General features: G+C 62.1%; 13 protein-coding genes and 1 tRNA gene. 9 read left to right on the top strand and 5 right to left on the bottom strand.

Annotated elements, in window-relative coordinates; genetic code table 11:
- Positions 1–147 precede the first annotated feature (147 nt).
- Positions 148–1,029: a hypothetical protein gene (locus BT122_RS05735; RefSeq protein WP_286130317.1), complete on the top strand. Its 882-nt coding sequence runs from the start codon at positions 148–150 to the stop codon at positions 1,027–1,029.
- Between the two features lie 143 nt (positions 1,030–1,172).
- Entirely contained in the window at positions 1,173–2,363 is a 1,191-nt protein-coding gene (locus BT122_RS05730) for a purine-nucleoside phosphorylase (RefSeq protein WP_072355024.1), read from the top strand.
- Between the two features lie 172 nt (positions 2,364–2,535).
- Here the strand turns inward: BT122_RS05730 and BT122_RS05725 are convergent, their stop codons facing one another.
- Entirely contained in the window at positions 2,536–3,345 is an 810-nt protein-coding gene (locus BT122_RS05725) for a spermidine synthase (protein WP_072355023.1), read from the bottom strand.
- A 472-nt stretch (positions 3,346–3,817) separates the two neighbouring features.
- Between BT122_RS05725 and BT122_RS05720 the strand changes: the two genes are divergently transcribed.
- Both BT122_RS05720 and BT122_RS05715 read left to right on the top strand, forming a co-directional pair.
- Positions 3,818–3,893: transfer RNA gene (locus BT122_RS05720), tRNA-Thr, on the top strand.
- Positions 3,894–4,134: 241 nt separating this feature from the next.
- Positions 4,135–4,785, top strand: coding sequence for a cupin domain-containing protein (locus BT122_RS05715; protein WP_072355022.1), 651 nt, complete (start codon positions 4,135–4,137; stop codon positions 4,783–4,785).
- A 191-nt stretch (positions 4,786–4,976) separates the two neighbouring features.
- On the opposite strand, the gene BT122_RS05710 is transcribed toward BT122_RS05715, so the two are convergent.
- From BT122_RS05710 to BT122_RS10965, 3 genes are read right to left on the bottom strand one after another with little or no spacing between them, the layout of a single operon-like run.
- A complete protein-coding gene (locus tag BT122_RS05710; RefSeq protein ID WP_072355020.1) occupies positions 4,977–6,326 on the bottom strand; it encodes an ATP-binding protein in 1,350 nt (449 codons plus the stop codon).
- Positions 6,323–7,651, bottom strand: a complete 1,329-nt coding sequence (locus BT122_RS05705; RefSeq protein WP_072355019.1) for an ATP-binding protein — start codon at positions 7,649–7,651, stop codon at positions 6,323–6,325. Before BT122_RS05705 ends, BT122_RS05710 begins: the two co-directional genes overlap by 4 nt.
- On the bottom strand, positions 7,651–8,361 hold the full coding sequence (locus BT122_RS10965; RefSeq protein ID WP_072355018.1) for a LytR/AlgR family response regulator transcription factor: 711 nt from the start codon (positions 8,359–8,361) through the stop codon (positions 7,651–7,653). The genes BT122_RS05705 and BT122_RS10965 overlap by 1 nt, the downstream gene beginning before the upstream one ends.
- Positions 8,362–8,725: 364 nt before the next feature.
- Here BT122_RS10965 and BT122_RS05695 point away from each other — a divergent pair, with 364 nt between their 5' ends.
- Together BT122_RS05695 and BT122_RS05690 are read left to right on the top strand one after the other, a co-directional pair.
- The gene (locus tag BT122_RS05695; RefSeq protein ID WP_072355017.1) at positions 8,726–11,218 is read left to right on the top strand and encodes a glycoside hydrolase family 3 C-terminal domain-containing protein; all 2,493 of its coding nucleotides are present in this window, start codon (positions 8,726–8,728) and stop codon (positions 11,216–11,218) included.
- A 95-nt stretch (positions 11,219–11,313) separates the two neighbouring features.
- Positions 11,314–11,844 (top strand): GtrA domain-containing protein, encoded by a 531-nt coding sequence (locus BT122_RS05690; RefSeq protein WP_072355016.1) that lies wholly within the window; start codon positions 11,314–11,316, stop codon positions 11,842–11,844.
- Positions 11,845–12,082: 238 nt separating this feature from the next.
- Here BT122_RS05690 and BT122_RS10855 read toward each other — a convergent pair whose 3' ends face one another.
- Positions 12,083–12,598, bottom strand: coding sequence for a DUF5626 family protein (locus BT122_RS10855; RefSeq protein WP_143189984.1), 516 nt, complete (start codon positions 12,596–12,598; stop codon positions 12,083–12,085).
- 594 nt (positions 12,599–13,192) lie between these two features.
- Here BT122_RS10855 and uvrA point away from each other — a divergent pair.
- Genes uvrA through murJ form a run of 3 tightly spaced genes read left to right on the top strand, consistent with a single transcriptional unit; the run spans position 13,193 to position 18,275 of the window.
- Positions 13,193–16,069, top strand: a complete 2,877-nt coding sequence (gene uvrA / locus BT122_RS05685) for an excinuclease ABC subunit UvrA (protein ID WP_072355015.1) — start codon at positions 13,193–13,195, stop codon at positions 16,067–16,069.
- A gap of 2 nt (positions 16,070–16,071) precedes the next feature.
- Positions 16,072–16,575 (top strand): Cys-tRNA(Pro) deacylase, encoded by a 504-nt coding sequence (ybaK, locus tag BT122_RS05680; protein WP_072355014.1) that lies wholly within the window; start codon positions 16,072–16,074, stop codon positions 16,573–16,575.
- Entirely contained in the window at positions 16,572–18,275 is a 1,704-nt protein-coding gene (murJ, locus tag BT122_RS05675; RefSeq protein ID WP_286130316.1) for a murein biosynthesis integral membrane protein MurJ, read from the top strand. The genes ybaK and murJ overlap by 4 nt, the downstream gene beginning before the upstream one ends.
- The last annotated feature ends 345 nt before the right edge of the window (positions 18,276–18,620 follow it).

The following is an 18,620-nucleotide window of genomic DNA, read 5'->3' as shown; positions in this document are numbered from 1 at the left end:
TGCGTGCATGTGCTAACGCGGGGGAGCGCGCCGCGTTGAGCCGGGCGCGCGTTGGCTCTAGGGTAGAATGCCAACCGTATGTATCTGCTGGGTTTCTATGAGAGAACCATGGCGCGGGAACCCCGCGCCGATTCGAGAGGTGAGCACATGGCAGACAGCACCATCGAGAAGAACGGTGCCCCCAAGGCACCCAAGGGCGCAAAGCGCTCGCTGGGCACGCCCGTCTGGATTGCGATCTGCGCGGTCGCCTTGGTCGTGGGCGTCCTTTGCGGCCACTTCCTGCTTTCGAACGGCTCCGGTACCGCATCGGGAAAGACGGCCCTCAGCGAGTCGGACCTCGACTCGACCATCGCGACGTACACCTATGACGGCTCCAGCCACGCGATCACCGCGCGCGAGGTGCTGCAGCAGAACGGGTCGCTCGAGAACCAGGCAAACAGTGACGGTTCCTACAACGTCCCCTCTGCGGACGACATCCTGAGCTATGCACGCAACAAGGTCGTCCTTGCGGAGGCAGAGAGCCAGAACATCACCGTGACCGACGACGACGTGAGCAGCTACGCACAGAGCACCCTTGGTACCGACGACTTTGCGACCATCGGCTCCAACTACGGCCTGGACGAGGACGCCACAAAGTCGCTCCTCCACGACGCCGCGGTCATCAAGAAGCTCCGCGACTCCGTGATCACCACCACGGTCCCCGACCAGCCCACCGCCCCCACCGCTCCCTCCGACGGCAACGAGGACACCACGTCGGCCGATTACGCGCAGTACATCATCGGCCTCGCCGGCGACGAGTGGGACTCCGCGAACAACACCTGGGCCAGCACCGATGGCGCGTACTACTCGGCGCTCTCGACCTACTCCATCTCCAACGACTCCGCGAGCTACGCTGCCGCCGAGCAGGCCTACTACGTGGCGTACTCCAACTACTCCACCGCCGCCTCGCAGGCGTCGAGCGAGTGGACGACCTACGTCAACACGCTGCTCTCCAAGACCTCCATCCAGATTAGCTCGCTGACGGTCTAGGGGTTACACCAAGCGCGTCCTTGTGGGGACGGGGCATTGCGCCCCGTCCCCTTTTTGATGACAATTTTGATGTGTCGAGAAGAACGCGCCGCCGTTCTCGCCGCTTGTGCGGGTGACGGCCGTGCTGCGAGAGGGGAGTGCCTATGCGTGCGATAGTGAGTGCCTGCCTTCTGGGGAGGCCGGTACGCTACGACGGGGGCGCCAAGCCGTGTCAGGCGGTTATCGACCTTGCCAAAAAGCTCGACGTGACGCCGGTGTGCCCCGAGACCGCCGCACGTCTGCCCGTGCCCCGACCGCCTGCGGAGCAGCGCGAGGGACGCGTGTGGCTCCGCGACGGCACCGACGTGACCGAGGACTTCCTGCGCGGAAGCGAGAAGATGCTTGCCGTTGCGCGCCGCGCGGGGGCACCGCTTGCCGTCCTCAAGGCAAAAAGCCCGTCATGCGGGGTCCACGTCATTTACGATGGTACCTATACCGGAAGCGTGACCGAGGGGGAGGGCGTCTATGCCCGGCTCCTCGAGGAGGAGGGGATCTGCGTGGTTAGCGAAGAGACGGTTGAGTCCTGCAAGCCCTCTGTGGAGCACCCCGTTGCCATTGTGCTGGGGACGGGCCTGGGGCATCTGGCCAAGCTCGTCAAACCCGTGCGCCGCATCGACTACCACGACATCGAGGGCTTCCCGGAGTCCGCGCGTCCCGTGAGGGGGCATGACTTCGAGGCTACGGTTGGCACCATCGACGACGTGCCCGTGGTTGTCTATCCCGGCCGCATTCACCTCTACCAGGGCTACTCCGCCTCCGAGGTGACATGTCTTGTGCGTCACGCGTTCCGCCTTGGCTGCCGTGACATCATCTTTGCGTGCGCGACGGGGGCGGTTGAGGGCAATGCCAAGGTGGGCCTTGGCATTCTCACGGACCAGATCAACTTTACGGGGAGAAACCCGCTTGCCGAGTGGGATGAGCTGCGCGACGTCGACACGCCGTTCGTCGACATGAGCGCGGCCTTCTCGCCCTATCTGCGCACGATTGCCCAGGGCGTGGCCGACGACGCCGGCATTGGGCTGCAGCAGGGCGTCTATGCAGGGATGCTGGGACCTTCGTTCGAGACTCCCGCCGAGGTTGCCGCCCTGCGCTTGCTGGGCGTCTCGTTTGCGGGCATGTCTACGGTGAACGAGGTCATCATGGCCCGCGCTCTTGACATGAACGTGCTGGGACTCACGCTTGCCACCAACATGGCCGGCTCTGCTGATACAGATCACGGCTCCGTGCTGGCGTGTGCCGAGCGCTACTCCGAGGACTTCGAGCGACTGGTCCGCGGCGTGCTAAGGATGCTGTAGGGCACCGCGTGCCTCTCGACTCTTGCGTCGCTCGCTCCCGTGTCGCCGGAAGGCCCCTTTTGGCAGCGTTTGCAACACAAACGGCCCTCTGGAGACAATTTGTCTCCAGAGGGCCTTGTTTGGCGAGAATTGCAACATTTTGCGCCTTCCGGCGACGTTGCCAGCAACTGCCTTACAGCGTGCTGTCGTGGAGGGCGTCGCCGAGAAAGTCCTCTTCAAAGGGGATGGCGTCGGGCAGGTCGAGTGGGGCGTCCGAGGCAAAGACGATGTAGTTCTCGCCGACGTTCTGGTGGTCGACCACCAGAGTGATTTCTACGTGGGAGAAGGTTGCCACAAGGCCTGCGGCGACGCTTCTAAGAAAGCCGTTGCCTGGGTCGTTCTCGTCTGGAACCACGTTGGCGAGAAGAACGCCGTGTGGAGAAAGGGCCTGGTGGGCAGCTTGGAACGCCTCTGCGGTGGCAAGGGAGAGCACGGGCGTATCGCGGATAAAGGCGTCCAAGACGACGGCGTCATACAAGGATGGCGCGGCATCATCGAGCACCCGTCTGCCGTCCGCGCAGATCACGTTGAGCTGGCCCCCGCCGTGCTGTTGCAGTTCGCTGGCCTCGTCGAGGTAGAACCAGCGCCGCGCGATGTCGATGACGGCGGGGTCGATTTCGACCACATCGGTCACGACAGCCGGGTGCTTCTCGGCAACGTACTTGGGGAAGGCAAAGCCACCGCCACCAATGGCGAGAAGTCGCTGGGCGTGGGGCACCAGGTCAAAGATGCGACCGAAGGCTCGGTGGTAGGCAAACGGGGGTTCCATGCGCCGGGGACCCAGGAGCGTTGCGGACTGCCAGACGCCTCCGGTGCTGAGGATTCGCTGCCATACGTCGCGCGCGTGCGTTGTGTGAATGACGGCCAGGCCAGACTGGGTGCGTACAACGTGTGGGAGGAGCTCGGCGGGGGAGGGGAAGTAGCCGTGCGCACTGTATGACATGCTCGCCCCCTGCCTCTCTCTGTCTGCGTAGGCCCCATCATAGCGATTGGGCTCTTTCTGCTGGCACGGCGCCGACAGTTTGGATTATTTGCAGGGGACGCTCTTGTGCTGGGAGTGCTGGAAGCTATCTTGGCACTGGAGGCTTGCTGTTCCCCGTTGAGGGCTGGCTGCTCTCCGCTTTGCCGGCGTGGTGAGATTAGCGAAGGCTGCGTTATTGCAAAAATCGATTGATTAGCGTGGCCTAACCAACCGATGTTTGCAGGTAGATAATGGTCCTGCAGATTCCGATTGGTTAGCATCCATTTATCGATCGAGTTTTGCAAGAGTGAGTCTAACCACTCGAAATCTGCAGTATTGGGTCACGAAGGGCATCCCAGCGGAGGCAAGCGGCGAGGGAATCCATGGAGAAATCCGCGCTGACGCTTGCAAAGCAGGGCGCGTCCCCGTATAGTAGTTGGGCGCTCAAGCGCAGGCCAGCATAGCTCAGTTGGTAGAGCACCGCTCTCGTAAAGCGGGGGTCATCAGTTCGAGTCTGATTGCTGGCTCCAGTGTATTCGCAGGTCGGATGGGGTATTCCTCGTCCGACCTATTTCATTATTTATGTCCCATTTTGCCCGGAGGGGTGAAATAGGGGTGAAATGTCATTCATTGGGAGCGATGGTTATCGCGACTCTCGGCCCCCTTTACCTCAAACTGAACTCAAGGCTCCATAATTGTTGCTACGACAACATTTCTTCTCGCCGCAGCAGGGCACCATTGCCTTGTCACCCTAAGAGAGGAGTGTCGCGTATGAATGAGACCGCGGGACACACATTTGATATTGCCGCAGACAACCCGCCTGTCGCGGGCTGCACGGTTTCGCATCCGGTTTGGGAGGCCGGTGGAAACGGCCTCTCGTACTTTAGCCTTGGCGCCGGGACCGACATCAGCGCTGAGCTCTACGGCTATCATAGGCTGGAGCTCGTTGTTGCCGGTGAGGCGCAGATCACGGGTGCCGCACCTGCTGTTGCCGGCGCCGGCCAGGCAGTGGTCACGCCCACGAATGTCCCCGTGGGCATGCGCGCCGAGAAGGACACCGTTTACGTTGAGCTTTCGCTCGAGAAGGGAACTGCCATGAACAGCGTCATCAAGCCGGGTGAGGCGTTCACTCTGAAGGACCTCATCCCTTACCAGGACGGGCGCATCGTGAACATGGACCTGGCGCACAACGACAGCATGAAGTTCGTTCTCATGAGCTTTGATGCCGGTACCGGCCTCTCCGAGCATGCCGCCCCAGGCGATGCCCTTGTGTTTGCGCTGGACGGCGAGGCAACCATTACCTACGAGGGCGTCGAGAACCTCGTCCGTGCCGGCCAGACCTTCAAGTTTGATGCGGGCGGTCGCCATGCCGTGCGCGCCGACAAGCGCTTCAAGATGGCGCTGTTGGTCACGCTGGCGTAGGGTCATACGCTGGATCTCGTGGGGCTAAAATCATACACATAACAACGTAATAGCCGAGAAAAACGTCGAGTTTCGGCCCGTGAGCATCGGTGGAGGAGCCCGTCGGCACCAGCGAGGAGCCCGTCGGCATCTGCAGAGGGGCCCACTGGCGCCGGCGAGCTCCCCCACCGCCAGCGGCACCCGCGCAGACCCTACTCCTCCGGAATCGGAATGAGTGCGTTCACGTGGAAAACGTCCCCGTCGCTGCTAAAGGTCACGGTGCCGCCGTACTTCTCGGCAACGTCTCGCATGGAGCGCGAACCAAGCCCGTGTCCGGTTGGATCGGCAGCCGTGGTCTTGGGCAGCCCGTCGACCATCGTCACCGCGCCGTCAAAGTAGTTGGTCACGTTAAGCGTGAGCATCCCGCCCATACGTCGCGCCACCAGGCCAATCGCGCGCTTCTCGGGGTCTGCCACCTTGCGCACGGCGTCCAGTGAGTTGTCGAGGGCGTTTCCCACCAGCGAGTAGATGTCGACGGGGTCCATGAACGCCAACGCCGAGCCGTCGGCAATGCACGAGAGGGTCACGCCCTCTCGCTCGCACACCAGGCCCTTTACAAAGAGCAGTGCGTCCAGGGCGTCGTTTCCGGTTCTTAGCCGCAGCTCGGACATGCGCGTTTCGCTCGCCAGCTCTTTGAGCTTTGCCGTGCTGGCTCCGCCCTCACGTGCTGCTGCGCGCACGTGCTGACGCATTGCCTCCATGCGCGCGTTCACGGCCTCGACACTCTCGCGCATGAGGGTGTAGTGGGCCTCCTGATCTGCGTCCATGCGCTCCAGGGTTGCGACATCGGACTCCAGCTGGCGCGAGTAGAGCATCTCAAACTCCAGCACCAGCGAGAAGACGCATATCACGTCGTGCACGGCGCGAAGCACCATCACAAATGGCACGGGAATGCCTGCGTTGAGCAGGTATTTGTTCTCCATATCAAAGACAATGGCGATGAGAACCACCAGCGCCAGCACCAGAAGGATCTTTTTGTTCTCGATCTCCACTAGGCCGTTCTTGTGGATTGGCCGCACAAACAGCCAGTAGCACACGGGGTAGACCACGGCCATTCCCAGCAGGTTAAGCGGCAGGAAGAGCGGGCTTGCCATGTTGGTTCCCGTGCCCTCGGCAAGCAGGAACGCCGAGTAGGTCACGCAGCTTGCCAGGTTCTGGATGATGTAGCCCGCCGTCGCACAGAAGAGTGCCGTCCAAATGGACACCTCAAAGCAGAAGGCCAGCGCCGCAACCATAACCGCCAGCATGGCCACAAAGTCCAGGGCCTCCGCCAAGAAGGAGACCAGCCGCGGCGAGAAGACCGAGACAATCAGTGAGTTCCTGTAGAGCGCAAACGACACAAGCGCCAACGCCGCATACGACGCTACGGCTCGCGCCACAACGTGGCTGCGCGGGGGAAGAATCGTTGTGAACATCCCTACTGCAATCGCAAGCTGGGCAGATATGGTTACCGCAAGGATGAGGGCCGCCCTTGTCATGACGGCAATAATGGTTGCGCTCACCTACGCGCCACCCCCTTGGACGGCAGCGGGACAATCACATCGAGGCGAAAGAGGTCGCCCTCGGTGCTAGTGGTGATCGAACCCCCGTAGCGCTCTACAACAGCGCGCATGTGACGCGCGCCAAAACCGCGGGCATCCTGGCGCGTCTGCGCAAGCGGCAGCCCGTTGGCGAGTCGCACGTCTCCGCGGAAGTAGTTCTCCACGTGTGCGCTCACCATGCCGCCGGTGTCTCTCACCGTGAGGTCAATCACACGCTTGTCCGGGTCATTGAGCTTCTCGACAGCCTCTATTGCGTTGTCGACGGCATCGCCAAAGAGCGAGTAGATGTCCGCCGGCGCCATAAAGGAGAGCGCGTCTCCGTCGGCCACGCAGCCAAGGGCAATGCCCTCGCGCTCGCATATCAGCCCCTTCTCGGTGAGCACCGTGTCTAGGGCAACGTTTCCGGTCTTCACCGCAGCGTCATAGACGCTCAGCTGGCGCTCGAGGTCATCGAGCGCGTCGGCGCCAACAAAGTCCAACGCCTCCAGATCGCGCAGCTGGTGGCGGATGTCGTGCATGCGCACGTTGATTGCCCGCACGTTGGAGCGCGAAGCTTCCAGCCCCTTGGCATCGTCGGCGCGGGCGCGCTCCATGGCGGCAACGTTTGTGCGCAGACTCCTCGTGTAGAGCAGCTCAAACTCGACGGTAAGCATGAACACGCAGGATATGCCGTGAATCACCCGCAGAAGCACCACGTCGCCGGTGCTTGCGCCGAGGGCAGGCAGGGACTTGTTCACAAGGTCAAAAGCAATCACCACGAGAAGAACCGCGGCAACCACAACAAGCATCGCGTGATCCTCGACATCCGCAAGTCCGTGGCGCCGTACCGGGAGCGCAAATGCCAGGTAGCCCAGGAGGTACACAATGCAGGTAACTGCCGCCGTCTCCGCAAGCTCCAGCGGGATGGTTCTCTCGCCCAAGGTGAAGACCAGAAGGCCCTCTGCGCCACTTGCGAGGTTCTGGAGCGTATAGCCCGCCGTGGCAAAGAAGAGCGCCACCCACACCGAGGTGTCGAAGAGGACGAGCAAAACCGGCACAGCCAGCACGAGCACCATCGAGAAGAGAACAAACTCCGCGAGCACGCGCGCGGGCCCCACCGTGGTAGATATGCCGGTGGCCCCCGCTACGGCAACCCCCACAAGGGTTAGGGCAACCCCTGTCGCAACCAGCCCGACCAAGCGCGCCCAGAAGTGGGAGCGGCGGGGGAGCGACCACGCAAAGATGAGCATGGCAAAGGCAATCTGGGCCACGGTCGCCACCGCGCTAACAGCGAGCTTGGCGTCCATCAGATGCTTCCACCCAGGTATTTGGCTATCTCGTCCACTGCGGCGCGGCGACGCGAGCGGCTAAAGAAGTACGTCTCGCCTGTGGTGGTGCGCACCTCCGAGCCAGTCACAGTGCGCACGTACGCCATGTTGAGCAGGCAGCTGTTCGAGATGCGCACAAAGGGCGCCTGCGAGAGATCCTCCTCGGTCTTCGAGAGGCTGCCGCGCACCACATAGGTGTTGCCGTCTGCAAGGTGGTAGACCAGGCTGTGGTTGGAGACCTCGACGGCCACAAGCTCTGCTGCCGGAATCACGCGCAGGCCGTCGTGGGAGGTTACCACCACATTCATGCCGGAGTTGCGCTTCAAGATGCGCATTGCCTTGTCCATGCGCATCTTGAAGTTGTAGTACGAGACGGGCTTCACCACAAAGTCCAGGGCGTCTACCTCGTAACCGCGTACCGCGTACTGTGCGAGGTTGGTCACAAAGATGATGGGCGTCTCAGAGTCGTAGGTGCGGATGAGCGTAGCCGCTTCCATGCCGTTGATTCCGGGAAGCCCAATGTCCATGAAGATGAGATCGAACTTCGCGTCTCCCGAAGATGCACCCAATGCCGAGCGCTCCCAGCTAACCTGGAACTCCAGGTTATTCTCGCGCGCATAGCGCTCCAGGCTGTGGCGAAGCGTCTCGGCCTCGCGTTCATCGTCCTCGACCATGAGTATGCGATACATGCCACCCCTCCATTCCCCCAGAACATGGTACGCGAAGGAGGGGATTTGCGCGACCCGAGCGGGCGGGCAGCGGGCGCAGAGTTGGGCACGCGTCGGCGCGGGCAAAGTGCAGACCGCGACCCAGTTTTGACGGATTACGACCTTTGGGGCGCGGGCTTGTTTGGCGCCCCTACTGTTACGACTGGAAGGGGTTCTCCCGTCACGTTGGAGGCCAGGCCGCAGCTGGCGCTCACCCTTTGGGTGGGCCATTCGTGGCACGTGGCAGACCGAATGTGCCACTTTTCCCCGGCGTGACGGGTGGGGCAATAGAGTTGAGGCAGTTGAGGGCGCACAGCGGCGCCATGTAAGCGAGGGAGCGGGTTCGATGAAGCACGCAGACATTATCGAGAAGATGACGCTGGAGGAGAAGTGCGCGCTCCTCCAGGGGGCTACGACTTTTGGGAGCTGGGACTCCGAGCGCCTCGGCATTCCCGTGATGGAGTTCTCCGACGGCCCCAACGGCCTACGCCACCAGCTGGGCGCGGCAGACCACCTGGGAATCGCGGGCTCCGAGCCCGCCACCTGCTTCCCCACGGCGGTCACCGTCGCCAACACCTGGGATGAGGCGCTGGGCGAGAAGATCGGCAAGGCACTGGGTGAGGAAGCTGCCGCCCAGGGCGTGGGCACGCTTCTGGGGCCGGGCCTCTGCATGAAGCGCTCGCCGCTCTGCGGGCGCAACTTCGAGTACTTCTCCGAGGACCCCTACCTTGCGGGCAAGATGGCCGCGTCCTACGTGCGCGGCATCCAGTCCGAGGGCGTTGCCGCCTGCCCCAAGCACTTTGCCGCCAACAGCCAGGAGACGCGTCGCCAGGCGTCCAACTCGGTGGTCGACGAGCGCACCCTGCGCGAGAACTACCTCACGGCCTTCGAGATCGTGGTGCGCGAGTCCCACCCCAAGTCGATCATGAGCTCCTACAACCTGATTAACGGCACTTACGCCAATGAGAACCGCCACCTGCTGCGTGACATCCTGCGCGGCGAGTGGGGCTTCGACGGCGCCGTGATCACGGACTGGGGCGGCTCGAACGACCACGTTGCCGGCGTGGAGGCAGGCTCCACCTTCGAGATGCCCGCGCCTGGCATGGACTCCGTACGTCAGCTGGTTGCCGCAGTGCACTCCGGCCGCCTCTCCGAGGAGGTGCTGGACGGTTGCGTGGACGACGCGCTTGAGCTGGTGCTCTCCACGCATCCGGCCGTCGAGGGCGCCACGGGCGAGTTTGACAAGGCTGGCCACCACGCGCTTGCGCGCGAGGCTGCGGCTGAGGGCGCCGTGCTTCTCAAGAACGAGGGATCGCTGCTGCCGCTTGTCGCCGGGACCAAGGTGGCCCTCGTGGGCGACTTTGCCCGCGAGCCGCGCTACCAGGGCGCCGGGTCTTCCGCGGTCAACTGCACGCAGGTCGACGACATTCTCGACATGGTGGGGGAGAGCGGCCTCACGCTCGTTGGGTACGAGCAGGGCTTCCTTCGCCACGGCGGCGAGGATGCCGCCAAGCGCGACGCCGCCGTTGAGCTGGCGCAGCACGCCGACGTTGTCATTGCGTGCCTGGCGCTCGACGAGATTGCAGAGTCCGAGGGCGCGGACCGTCGCAACATGCGCCTGAACGACAACCAGATCGAGCTCCTGCACGCAATCTCACAGGTGAACCCCAACGTGGTCGTGCTTCTCTCGGCTGGCTCTTGCGTCGAGACCGACTGGGTGGCAGACGCCCGCGCGGTGCTCTACCTTGCGCTTGGCGGACAGGCCGGCGCCGGCGCGGCGCTTGATTTGGTGTGTGGTCGCGTGAACCCCTCCGGCAAGCTCACCGAGACCTGGCCCAAGCGCCTGGCTGACACCCCTACGGCGGACCGCTTCCCGGCGCAGGGCATGAGCGCCGAGTACCGTGAGGGCATCTACGTGGGCTATCGCTACTATCAGACGGCTGGCGTCGAGGTTGCCTACCCGTTTGGCTATGGCCTCTCGTACACGAGCTTCTCATACAGCGACATCAAGGCGACCCCCAAGGGCGTGACCTTCACCCTTACCAACGACGGTGACCGCGCGGGCACCGAGGTGTGCCAGCTCTACGTGGCCAAGCCCAATCACCAGGTGTTCCGCGCCGCCCAAGAGCTCAAGGGCTTTGCTCGCGTGGAGCTTGCCGCGCACGAGAGCAAGCAGGTGAGTATTGCCCTGGATGACAAGGCGTTCCGCTACTTCAACGTGGCGACCGACGCCTGGGAGGTCGAGGGCGGTACCTACGAGCTACGCGTTGGCGCTTCAAGCGAGGATATTCGCCTTGTTGGAACTGTTGAGGTTGAGGGCACCAATGCGGCCGACCCCTATGCCGGCGTCGACGTGACGCCCTACGAGACGGGCAAGGTCCAGACCGTGGACGACGCACACTTCGCGGCGCTCCTCGGCCACCCCATCCCCAGCCCCAAGGTGCGCATCGACCGCAACATGTGCTTCTGCGACCTCAGCCACGGGCGCTCGCCAATCTTCTGGATAGTGTGGCTGGTGCTTGCGGCCATGAAGCGCGCGGCCGACGCCTCGGGCAAGCCCAACCTCAACGTGCTGTTCATCTGGAACATGCCGCTGCGAGCGCTGGCCAAGATGACCAACGGCATGGTCTCTGTGGCCATGGTCGACGCCATTGTGCGCGAGATCAAGTGGTGGGGCCTTGCGGGTATCGTACCGGCGCTTCTCGTCAAGCTTGCGACCGGCGAGGGCTTCATCCTGGTTTGGTTCCTCTGGTTTATCGTGCCGATCCTTGTCGCCTTTATCGCGAACCTTATCGGCAATGCGCGTACCAACGGGACGCTTACCTCGGCAGGCAAGTAGTTCCTGTGTGTTGGTCGCGCTGTCGGGCGGGGCGGCGCGGCCGTGTGAGGAAGTAGGTTGATCGGCCGGGTGGCCGGGAAGGAAGGGGCAAGTCAATGAGCTTCAAGACCTGGACCGAGGAGCACAAGACGCTCTGGCAGTTCATCAAGTTCAACGTGCTGTCGAACATCTCAACCATCACGCGCTTTGTGTGCACGTGGGTGGGCACGGCAATCTTCATTAACGCTATGCAGCTCAACGGCCCGTTCAAGTTCTGGCTGTTCGACTACACCACTGCCGGCTCGAACTACCTGGGCGGCTTCATCACGTTCCTCATCGCCGAGGTGCTGGCGCAGGTCGTGAACTTTTTCGTGCAGATGTTCTGGGTGTTTGACTCCGACACCTCGTTCAAGGACGCTGCCTGGAAGTATGCGCTGCTCGCCGTGCTTATTGTTGTGGTCAACCTCATCCTGCCGAGCTATGTGACCGCCTTCTGCCAGAGCACCTTTGGTTGGGACGCGGGCCTGTCTGGTACCGTTGCCTCTGCGGTCAACACGCTGGCCGCCGTTGTCGTGAGCTTCCCGCTGCTTAAGTTCTGGATCATGCCGGACTCCAAGGACAAGAAGTCGGAGCCCAAGAAGGCGTAGCGGATTCCGTAGTGTCGCGGCGTTACGACGGCTCATCAAAGTGGCCCGCCCTGATTATTACGGGGCGGGCCACCTTCTTTGGAGAAAATGGCAAGTAACGTCCTTCTTGGGGTACTAACCTATCGCTTCTTGGTGATTGAACGTACGACAAGCAGGAGAGCCACAACCACTATGGCAACGCACGCAATAATCAGTGGCTCAGGCGCACCCAGGCCTGCGTATTTCATAACCTCGCCTCCTAGTTGGCATACGTGTGTAGGGTTGTGCCTTCCATCAGTGCCTGGAGAACTGCTACTGTCGACCCCATTCCACCCACAGCGTCAACATTCAGCTGATACGTTGCGTAGGTACTCTCCCAATTGAAGCTCTCTCCGGAAACAGTGCAGAGGAAAGTTGTATAGGAAGGGCTATGAGCATTAGTAATTGCGTGGTTACTAATAGTGATATAAAAATGGCGGTAGATTATAGGAGAGTTATAGTAAATCTCCCAGTTGCCAGATGCGTTGTCATAGTATGAATCCCACAATGGGCAAATCGCCGATACTGGGCGAATACCGATTTCTGCCGTCCTGCCATCAGAGAGATAAACAGTCTCTGACTGTGGCTGATTCAGCTCGAGATCAAAGGTTGCTTCGACTGTCTCTCGACCATCGGGCTCACTTGCATTTGCAACGGCTGGCCCACAAATGCCGCCAAGAAAAACTGTCAGAGCCAGAGTGAAAACGATGAAATGCCTGCGTCTGCATTGACCCATCAGTGCCTCCTGAGTTAAGAGATTGCCTACATAATGACGAATGCTGCAAGTCTTAGAGGAGTCTTTTCACTGGTTTGACTTGTATAGCGCCTGGCCCCATTGGCCAGGTGCTTGTTTTTTGGGTTCATCACCTCCTGCAACGATAGTAATGTCTGCCGTTCCTGCGCTCGACGCTCTCTCGGTTAGCGTTTGATGCTGGACTCCTTGCGGTGTAGGTATCACTAATTCAGCAGGGCGGGGCATTTTCTCGTCCGCCCTCCTCGCTTCTCCGCATCCGCTCCCGCCTCTCCATCGCTCCATTCTTTATCGGTATCAGAGAGTTGGCGCTCTCGCCAACTGGGCAAACGTGGTTTCTCTTTCACAGAAACCGCAAAAGAACGAAGGGCGGTGATGAGAGAGGAGGCCAGAGGAAGGCGGTGGCTAACCGTACGAATTGTTGTTGCGACGTGTGCGAGAATGCCCACGCTGTGTTCTGAGGCACCGCTTAGCTAAACTCAAAGGCTGGCTAAAAACGTCTGCGAGAGACGCCGTCCTACGTCGTCCCGCAGAACCTGCCACCAGATTCGCAAGCAACAACGAGGGGAGCCACCTCACATGGCATCCAACTCCATAGTCATACGCGGGGCCCGCGAGCACAACCTGCAGAACGTCGACGTGCGCATCCCGCGCGACAAGCTCACGGTGATCACGGGCCTCTCCGGCTCGGGCAAATCGAGCCTTGCCTTCGACACCATCTACGCCGAGGGCCAGCGCCGCTACGTCGAGAGCCTCTCCAGCTACGCCCGCCAGTTCCTGGGCCAGATGGACAAGCCCGACCTCGACTCTATCGACGGTCTCTCGCCCGCCGTCTCCATCGACCAGAAGACCACGTCGAGAAACCCGCGTTCGACAGTGGGCACCGTCACCGAGATCTACGACTACCTGCGCCTTCTCTTTGCGCGCGTGGGCGTGCCCCACTGCCCGGAGTGCGGCCGCGTGATTGAGCGCCAGACCACCGACCAGGTTGCCGACAAGGTCCTGGCCCAGGGGCAGGGACGCCGTGCACTGGTGCTGGCGCCCGTGGTTCTCGGCCGCAAGGGCGAGTACACCAAGCTCTTCGAGGATCTGCGCCGCGAGGGCTTCAGCCGTGTGCGCATCGATGGCGAGGTGCGCGAGCTCGACGGCGAGGTGCGCTTGGAGAAGAAGCTCAAGCACACGGTCGAGGTCGTGGTTGACCGCATCGTGATCCGCGAGAACTCGCTCAACCGCATCGTGGAGGCTATCGAGCAGGCCACCAAGCTGGCCGCGGGGAAGGTGGGCGTCTACCTCCTGCCCGATCGCGATGACCCCGAGGCCATGCCGGGCGAGCTTTTGCAGTACTCGCTGGCGCTGGCCTGCCCCATCCACGGCCACTCGATTGACGACCTGCAGCCGCGCGACTTCTCGTTCAACGCGCCCTACGGCGCCTGCCCGGACTGCGACGGCCTGGGCTTTCGCAAGGTTGTCGACGCGGAGGCGCTGATCGACGACCCCTCGCTCTCCGTTGCCGAGGGTGTCTTTGGTTCGATCTTCGGCCACTCCAACTACTACCCGCAGATCCTCTCTGCCGTCTGCGCGCACCTTGGCGCCTCGGACCAGACGCCCTGGAAGGACCTGCCCAAGAAGGTGCAGAAGGCGCTTCTCGACGGCTTGGGCACCACCAAGATCCGCGTGGACTACCGCACGCGAGATGGTCGCAACACGCACTGGTTCACCACGTACTCCGGCGTGCGGAAGATTCTCTTCGACAAGTACCAGGAGACCACCTCCGAGACCATGAAGACACACCTTGAGCGCTTTATCCACGAGGTGCCCTGCCCAACCTGCCATGGTGCGCGCCTGAAGCCGGAGATTCTTGCCGTCACGGTGGGCGGCAAGAACATCAACGAGGTCTGCGACCTCTCGTGCCGCGACTGCCTGGCCTTCTTTGAGGCGCTCGAGATCCCCGAGCGTCAGCAGGCAATTGCTGGGCCAATCGTCAAGGAGGTCAAGGCGCGCCTGCGCTTCATGGTGAACGTGGGCCTTGACTACCTCACGCTTAGCCGCGCCGCCGCCACGCTCTCTGGCGGAGAGGCGCAGCGCATCCGCCTTGCCACGCAGATTGGCGCCGGGCTCATGGGTGTGCTCTACATCCTGGACGAGCCGTCCATCGGCCTTCACCAGCGCGACAACGACCGCCTCATTGGAACGCTCAAGAGCCTGCGCGACATGGGTAACACCGTGATTGTGGTCGAGCACGACGAGGACACCATCCTCGCGGCCGACTACGTGATCGACATGGGCCCCGGTGCGGGCGAGCTGGGCGGGCACGTGGTGGCCGCCGGCACGCCGCAAGAGATCGAGGCCAACCCCGACTCCCTGACCGGCGCGTACCTCACCGGCCGGCGCCAGATTCGCCTGCCGGAGGAGCGCCGCAAGCCCGGCCGTGGAGCCATCAAGATCACAGGTGCCACGGCAAACAACCTCAAGGGCGTGACCGCCAAAATCGAGCTAGGCACGTTCACTGTGGTCACGGGTGTCTCGGGCTCGGGCAAGAGCTCGCTTGTTACCGACACACTGGCGCCGGCGCTCACCAATGCCGTCCAGCGCTCCAAGCGCCCCGTTGGCTCGTACAAGAAGCTCGAGGGCGTTGAGCTCATCGACAAGGTCATCGACATCGACCAGAGCCCCATCGGCCGCACCCCGCGCTCGAACCCCGCCACCTACATCGGCCTCTGGGACGACCTGCGCGCCCTCTTTGCGTCCACGCCCGAGAGCCGCGCGCGCGGCTACAGCCCCGGCCGCTTCTCTTTCAACGTGCCCGGCGGGCGCTGCGAGGCGTGCAAGGGCGACGGCCAGATAAAGATCGAGATGAACTTCCTACCCGACGTCTACGTGCCCTGCGAGGTCTGCCACGGCAAGCGCTACAACAGGGAGACGCTCGAGGTCACCTACCACGGCAAGTCCATCTCGGACGTGCTTGACATGACCGTGAATGAGGCGCTGGCCTTCTTCACCAACATCCCGCGCATCAAGAACAAGCTGCAGACCCTGCATGACGTGGGGCTGGGCTACATCCACCTGGGCCAGAGCGCCACCACGCTCTCCGGCGGCGAGGCCCAGCGCGTGAAGCTTGCCAAGGAGCTCCACCGCCAGCAGACGGGCAAGACCTTCTACATCCTGGACGAGCCCACCACAGGCCTGCACTTCGAGGACGTTCGGCAGCTCATCGACGTGCTCGAGCGTCTGGTTGACGCTGGCAACACCGTCCTTGTCATCGAGCACAACCTCGACGTCATCAAGATGGCCGACCGCGTGCTCGACCTTGGCCCCGAGGGCGGCGACGGCGGCGGTACCATCGTGGCCTACGGCACGCCCGAGGAGGTTGCCAAGGTCCCCGGAAGCTATACGGGCCGCTACCTTGCCCGCATCCTTGAGCGCGACCGCGCGAGACTGGCGGAGGGGCAGGAGTAGCCATGGCAAAGCGCGAGAAGTTCCAGAAGACCAACGCCATGCGCGAGCTTGAGCGTGCGGGCATCTCCTTCACGTATCAGGAGTTCGAGGAGGATGACCTCACGCGAGGCCTGGGCCTGCGCATGGCGCTCGAGGCCGGCGTCGACCCGGCGTCCTCGTTCAAGACGCTGGTCACGGTGGCTCCTTCCGGCACCTACGTGGTGTGCTGCATTCCCGTGGGCGAGGAGCTCGACTTCAAGAAGGCCGCGGCAGCCGCGGGCGAGAAGAGCCTTTCGATGCTTCCCACCAAGGAGCTCGAGGGCCTCACGGGCTACGTGCGCGGTGGCTGCTCGCCTGTGGGCATGAAGAAGCGCTTTCCCACGCTCATAGACGAGACGGCCCAGCTCTTTGACATCATTGGCATCTCGGGTGGCAGGCGGGGACTCTCCCTGCGCCTTGCCCCTGACGACCTGCTTGCGTTCTGCGACGCCAAGTATGCCGACATCTGCCGAGAGGAGACCAGGTGAGCGATAACCAAGACTTGAAGCCCAAGCACATGGCTGCCAGCGAGAAGAGACCTGCGCCCAGCGTGACAGGTGAGACTTCCACGGGCAGCAAGGCGGCCGAGTCCACCGAGAACCAGGTGGGGCGCAACGCCGCGCTTATGAGCTTCCTTGTCATCGTGAGCCGCATCACCGGCTTCTTCCGCACCTGGGGCCAGAGCTTTGCCCTTGGCGCCGGCATGGTGGCCAGCTGCTACTCGGTGGCCAACAACCTGCCCAACCAGCTCTACGAGATTGTCGTTGGCGGCATGCTTGTGACGGCGTTTCTGCCGGTCTACATGTCGGTCAAGCGGCGCGAGGGATCCGAGGGCGCTAGCCGTTACACGTCCAATCTCGTCTCCATCATCATCCTACTCATGGGCGGCGTGGCCATTCTCGGCTTTGTCTTTGCCGCCCAGCTTGTGTGGACGCAGTCTTTCTCGGCCACAAGCGAGTTCGACGCAAGCTTTGCCACCTACCTCTTTAGGTTCTTCGTGGTGGAGGTTGTGCTCTACTCGCTGTCTTCGATCTTCTCGGGCGTGCTTAACGCCGAGAGGGACTACTTCTGGAGCAGTGCAAGCTCCATCTTCAACAACTTTGTGGTCACGGCGTCGTTTCTGCTGTATGCGGCGCTTGTGGGCTCCAACCCGACGCTGGCAACGGTGATTCTGGCCATTGGCAACCCGCTTGGCGTAGCGGTGCAGGTTATCTGCCAGATGCCTTCGCTGCGCAAGCACGGCATCCATCTTACGTGGCACGTCGACTGGCATGACCCCCACCTCAAGGAGACGCTTTCCATTGGCGTCCCCTCGCTTGTCGTGATGATCACGTCATTTGTCCAGACCTCCGTCCAGCAGAGCACCGCGCTCTCCGTGACGGTGTCCGGCGCGTCGGTGGCCTACTACGCGCGCCTTTGGTACACCCTGCCGTATGCAATCCTTACCGTGCCCATCACCACGGCCATGTTCACGGAGCTATCCGACAGCTTTGCAAAGAACGATGACGCTGGCTTTAAGCGGGGCATCTCTGCCGGACTGAGCGAGATTCTCTTCTTCATGGTGCCGTTTGCGATGTACCTCATCGTCTTTTCCATGCCGCTGACCTCGATTGTCGCGGCGGGGAAGTTCACCTCTGACCAGCTCTCCATGACGGCGGGCTATCTGTTTGGCCTTGCGTGCGCATTGCCGCTCTACAGTGTGTGCATGTACCTGCAGAAGGTCTTCTCGGCAATGAGGCGGATGGTCCTTTACGCGATTGCGAGCGTGGTGGGCACGGCGTGGCAAGTCGTGCTTTTGCTCTTCCTCATGCCACAGGGCCTAAGCGAGTTTCAGGCCATAGTGTATGTCTCGCTGACCTCGGCCTTGTTCTTCCTCGCGGTGGACATCGTCATTGTGGCGTTTTTGCGCTACGCCATTGGGTCGCTTGGGCTTCGCGACATTCTGGGGTCGCTTGTGAAGTCGATCCTCATTGGGCTGGTAGGCGCTGCCGTGGGCGCGGGGATTCTCGCTGCTCTTAACGCGTTCGTTGGGGACTGTGCCGGCCACACGCTGACGTCGATTCTCTATTGCATTGCAGGCGGCGTGCCAGCGGTTCTTGTGACCTACGGGCTGTCGATTGCGCTGAAGATGCCCGAGTCGCGCTTCATCAAGTCTGTGCTTGGGCGCCTTACGCGCCGCCGCGGGTAGGCGGTACCCCCCTGGTGAGACAAAGGGACAGTCCCTTTGTCTCATCCGGCGTCAATTTGACGCCGGAGGGCACGTTATCGAAAAAATCACGTAGGAAAGGACCTCTCGGGCGCCGTTTCTCGCCGGAGGGCGAGTTTCTGTGGAGTCTTCGGATGTCGCCGTCGGATGGCCGCCGAGAGGAACAAGCCGTCGCCGAGAAGCACTCCACTCCGCCCCCAGCTCCCCATATGAATGGAGCGTTAACGCTCTGTGTGCCTGGCGTCCACACAGCACACAGCACTTTAGTATGCTAAAGTGACAACGCGAGAAGACATGCGTCGCGACAAGTGGCGCACCGTAATTTCT

The organism is Olsenella sp. kh2p3, from assembly GCA_900119625.1.
Taxonomy (GTDB): domain Bacteria; phylum Actinomycetota; class Coriobacteriia; order Coriobacteriales; family Atopobiaceae; genus Tractidigestivibacter.
The sequence above is the reverse complement of the archived record's forward strand: the minus strand, read 5'-3'. Positions and strand labels throughout refer to the sequence as shown.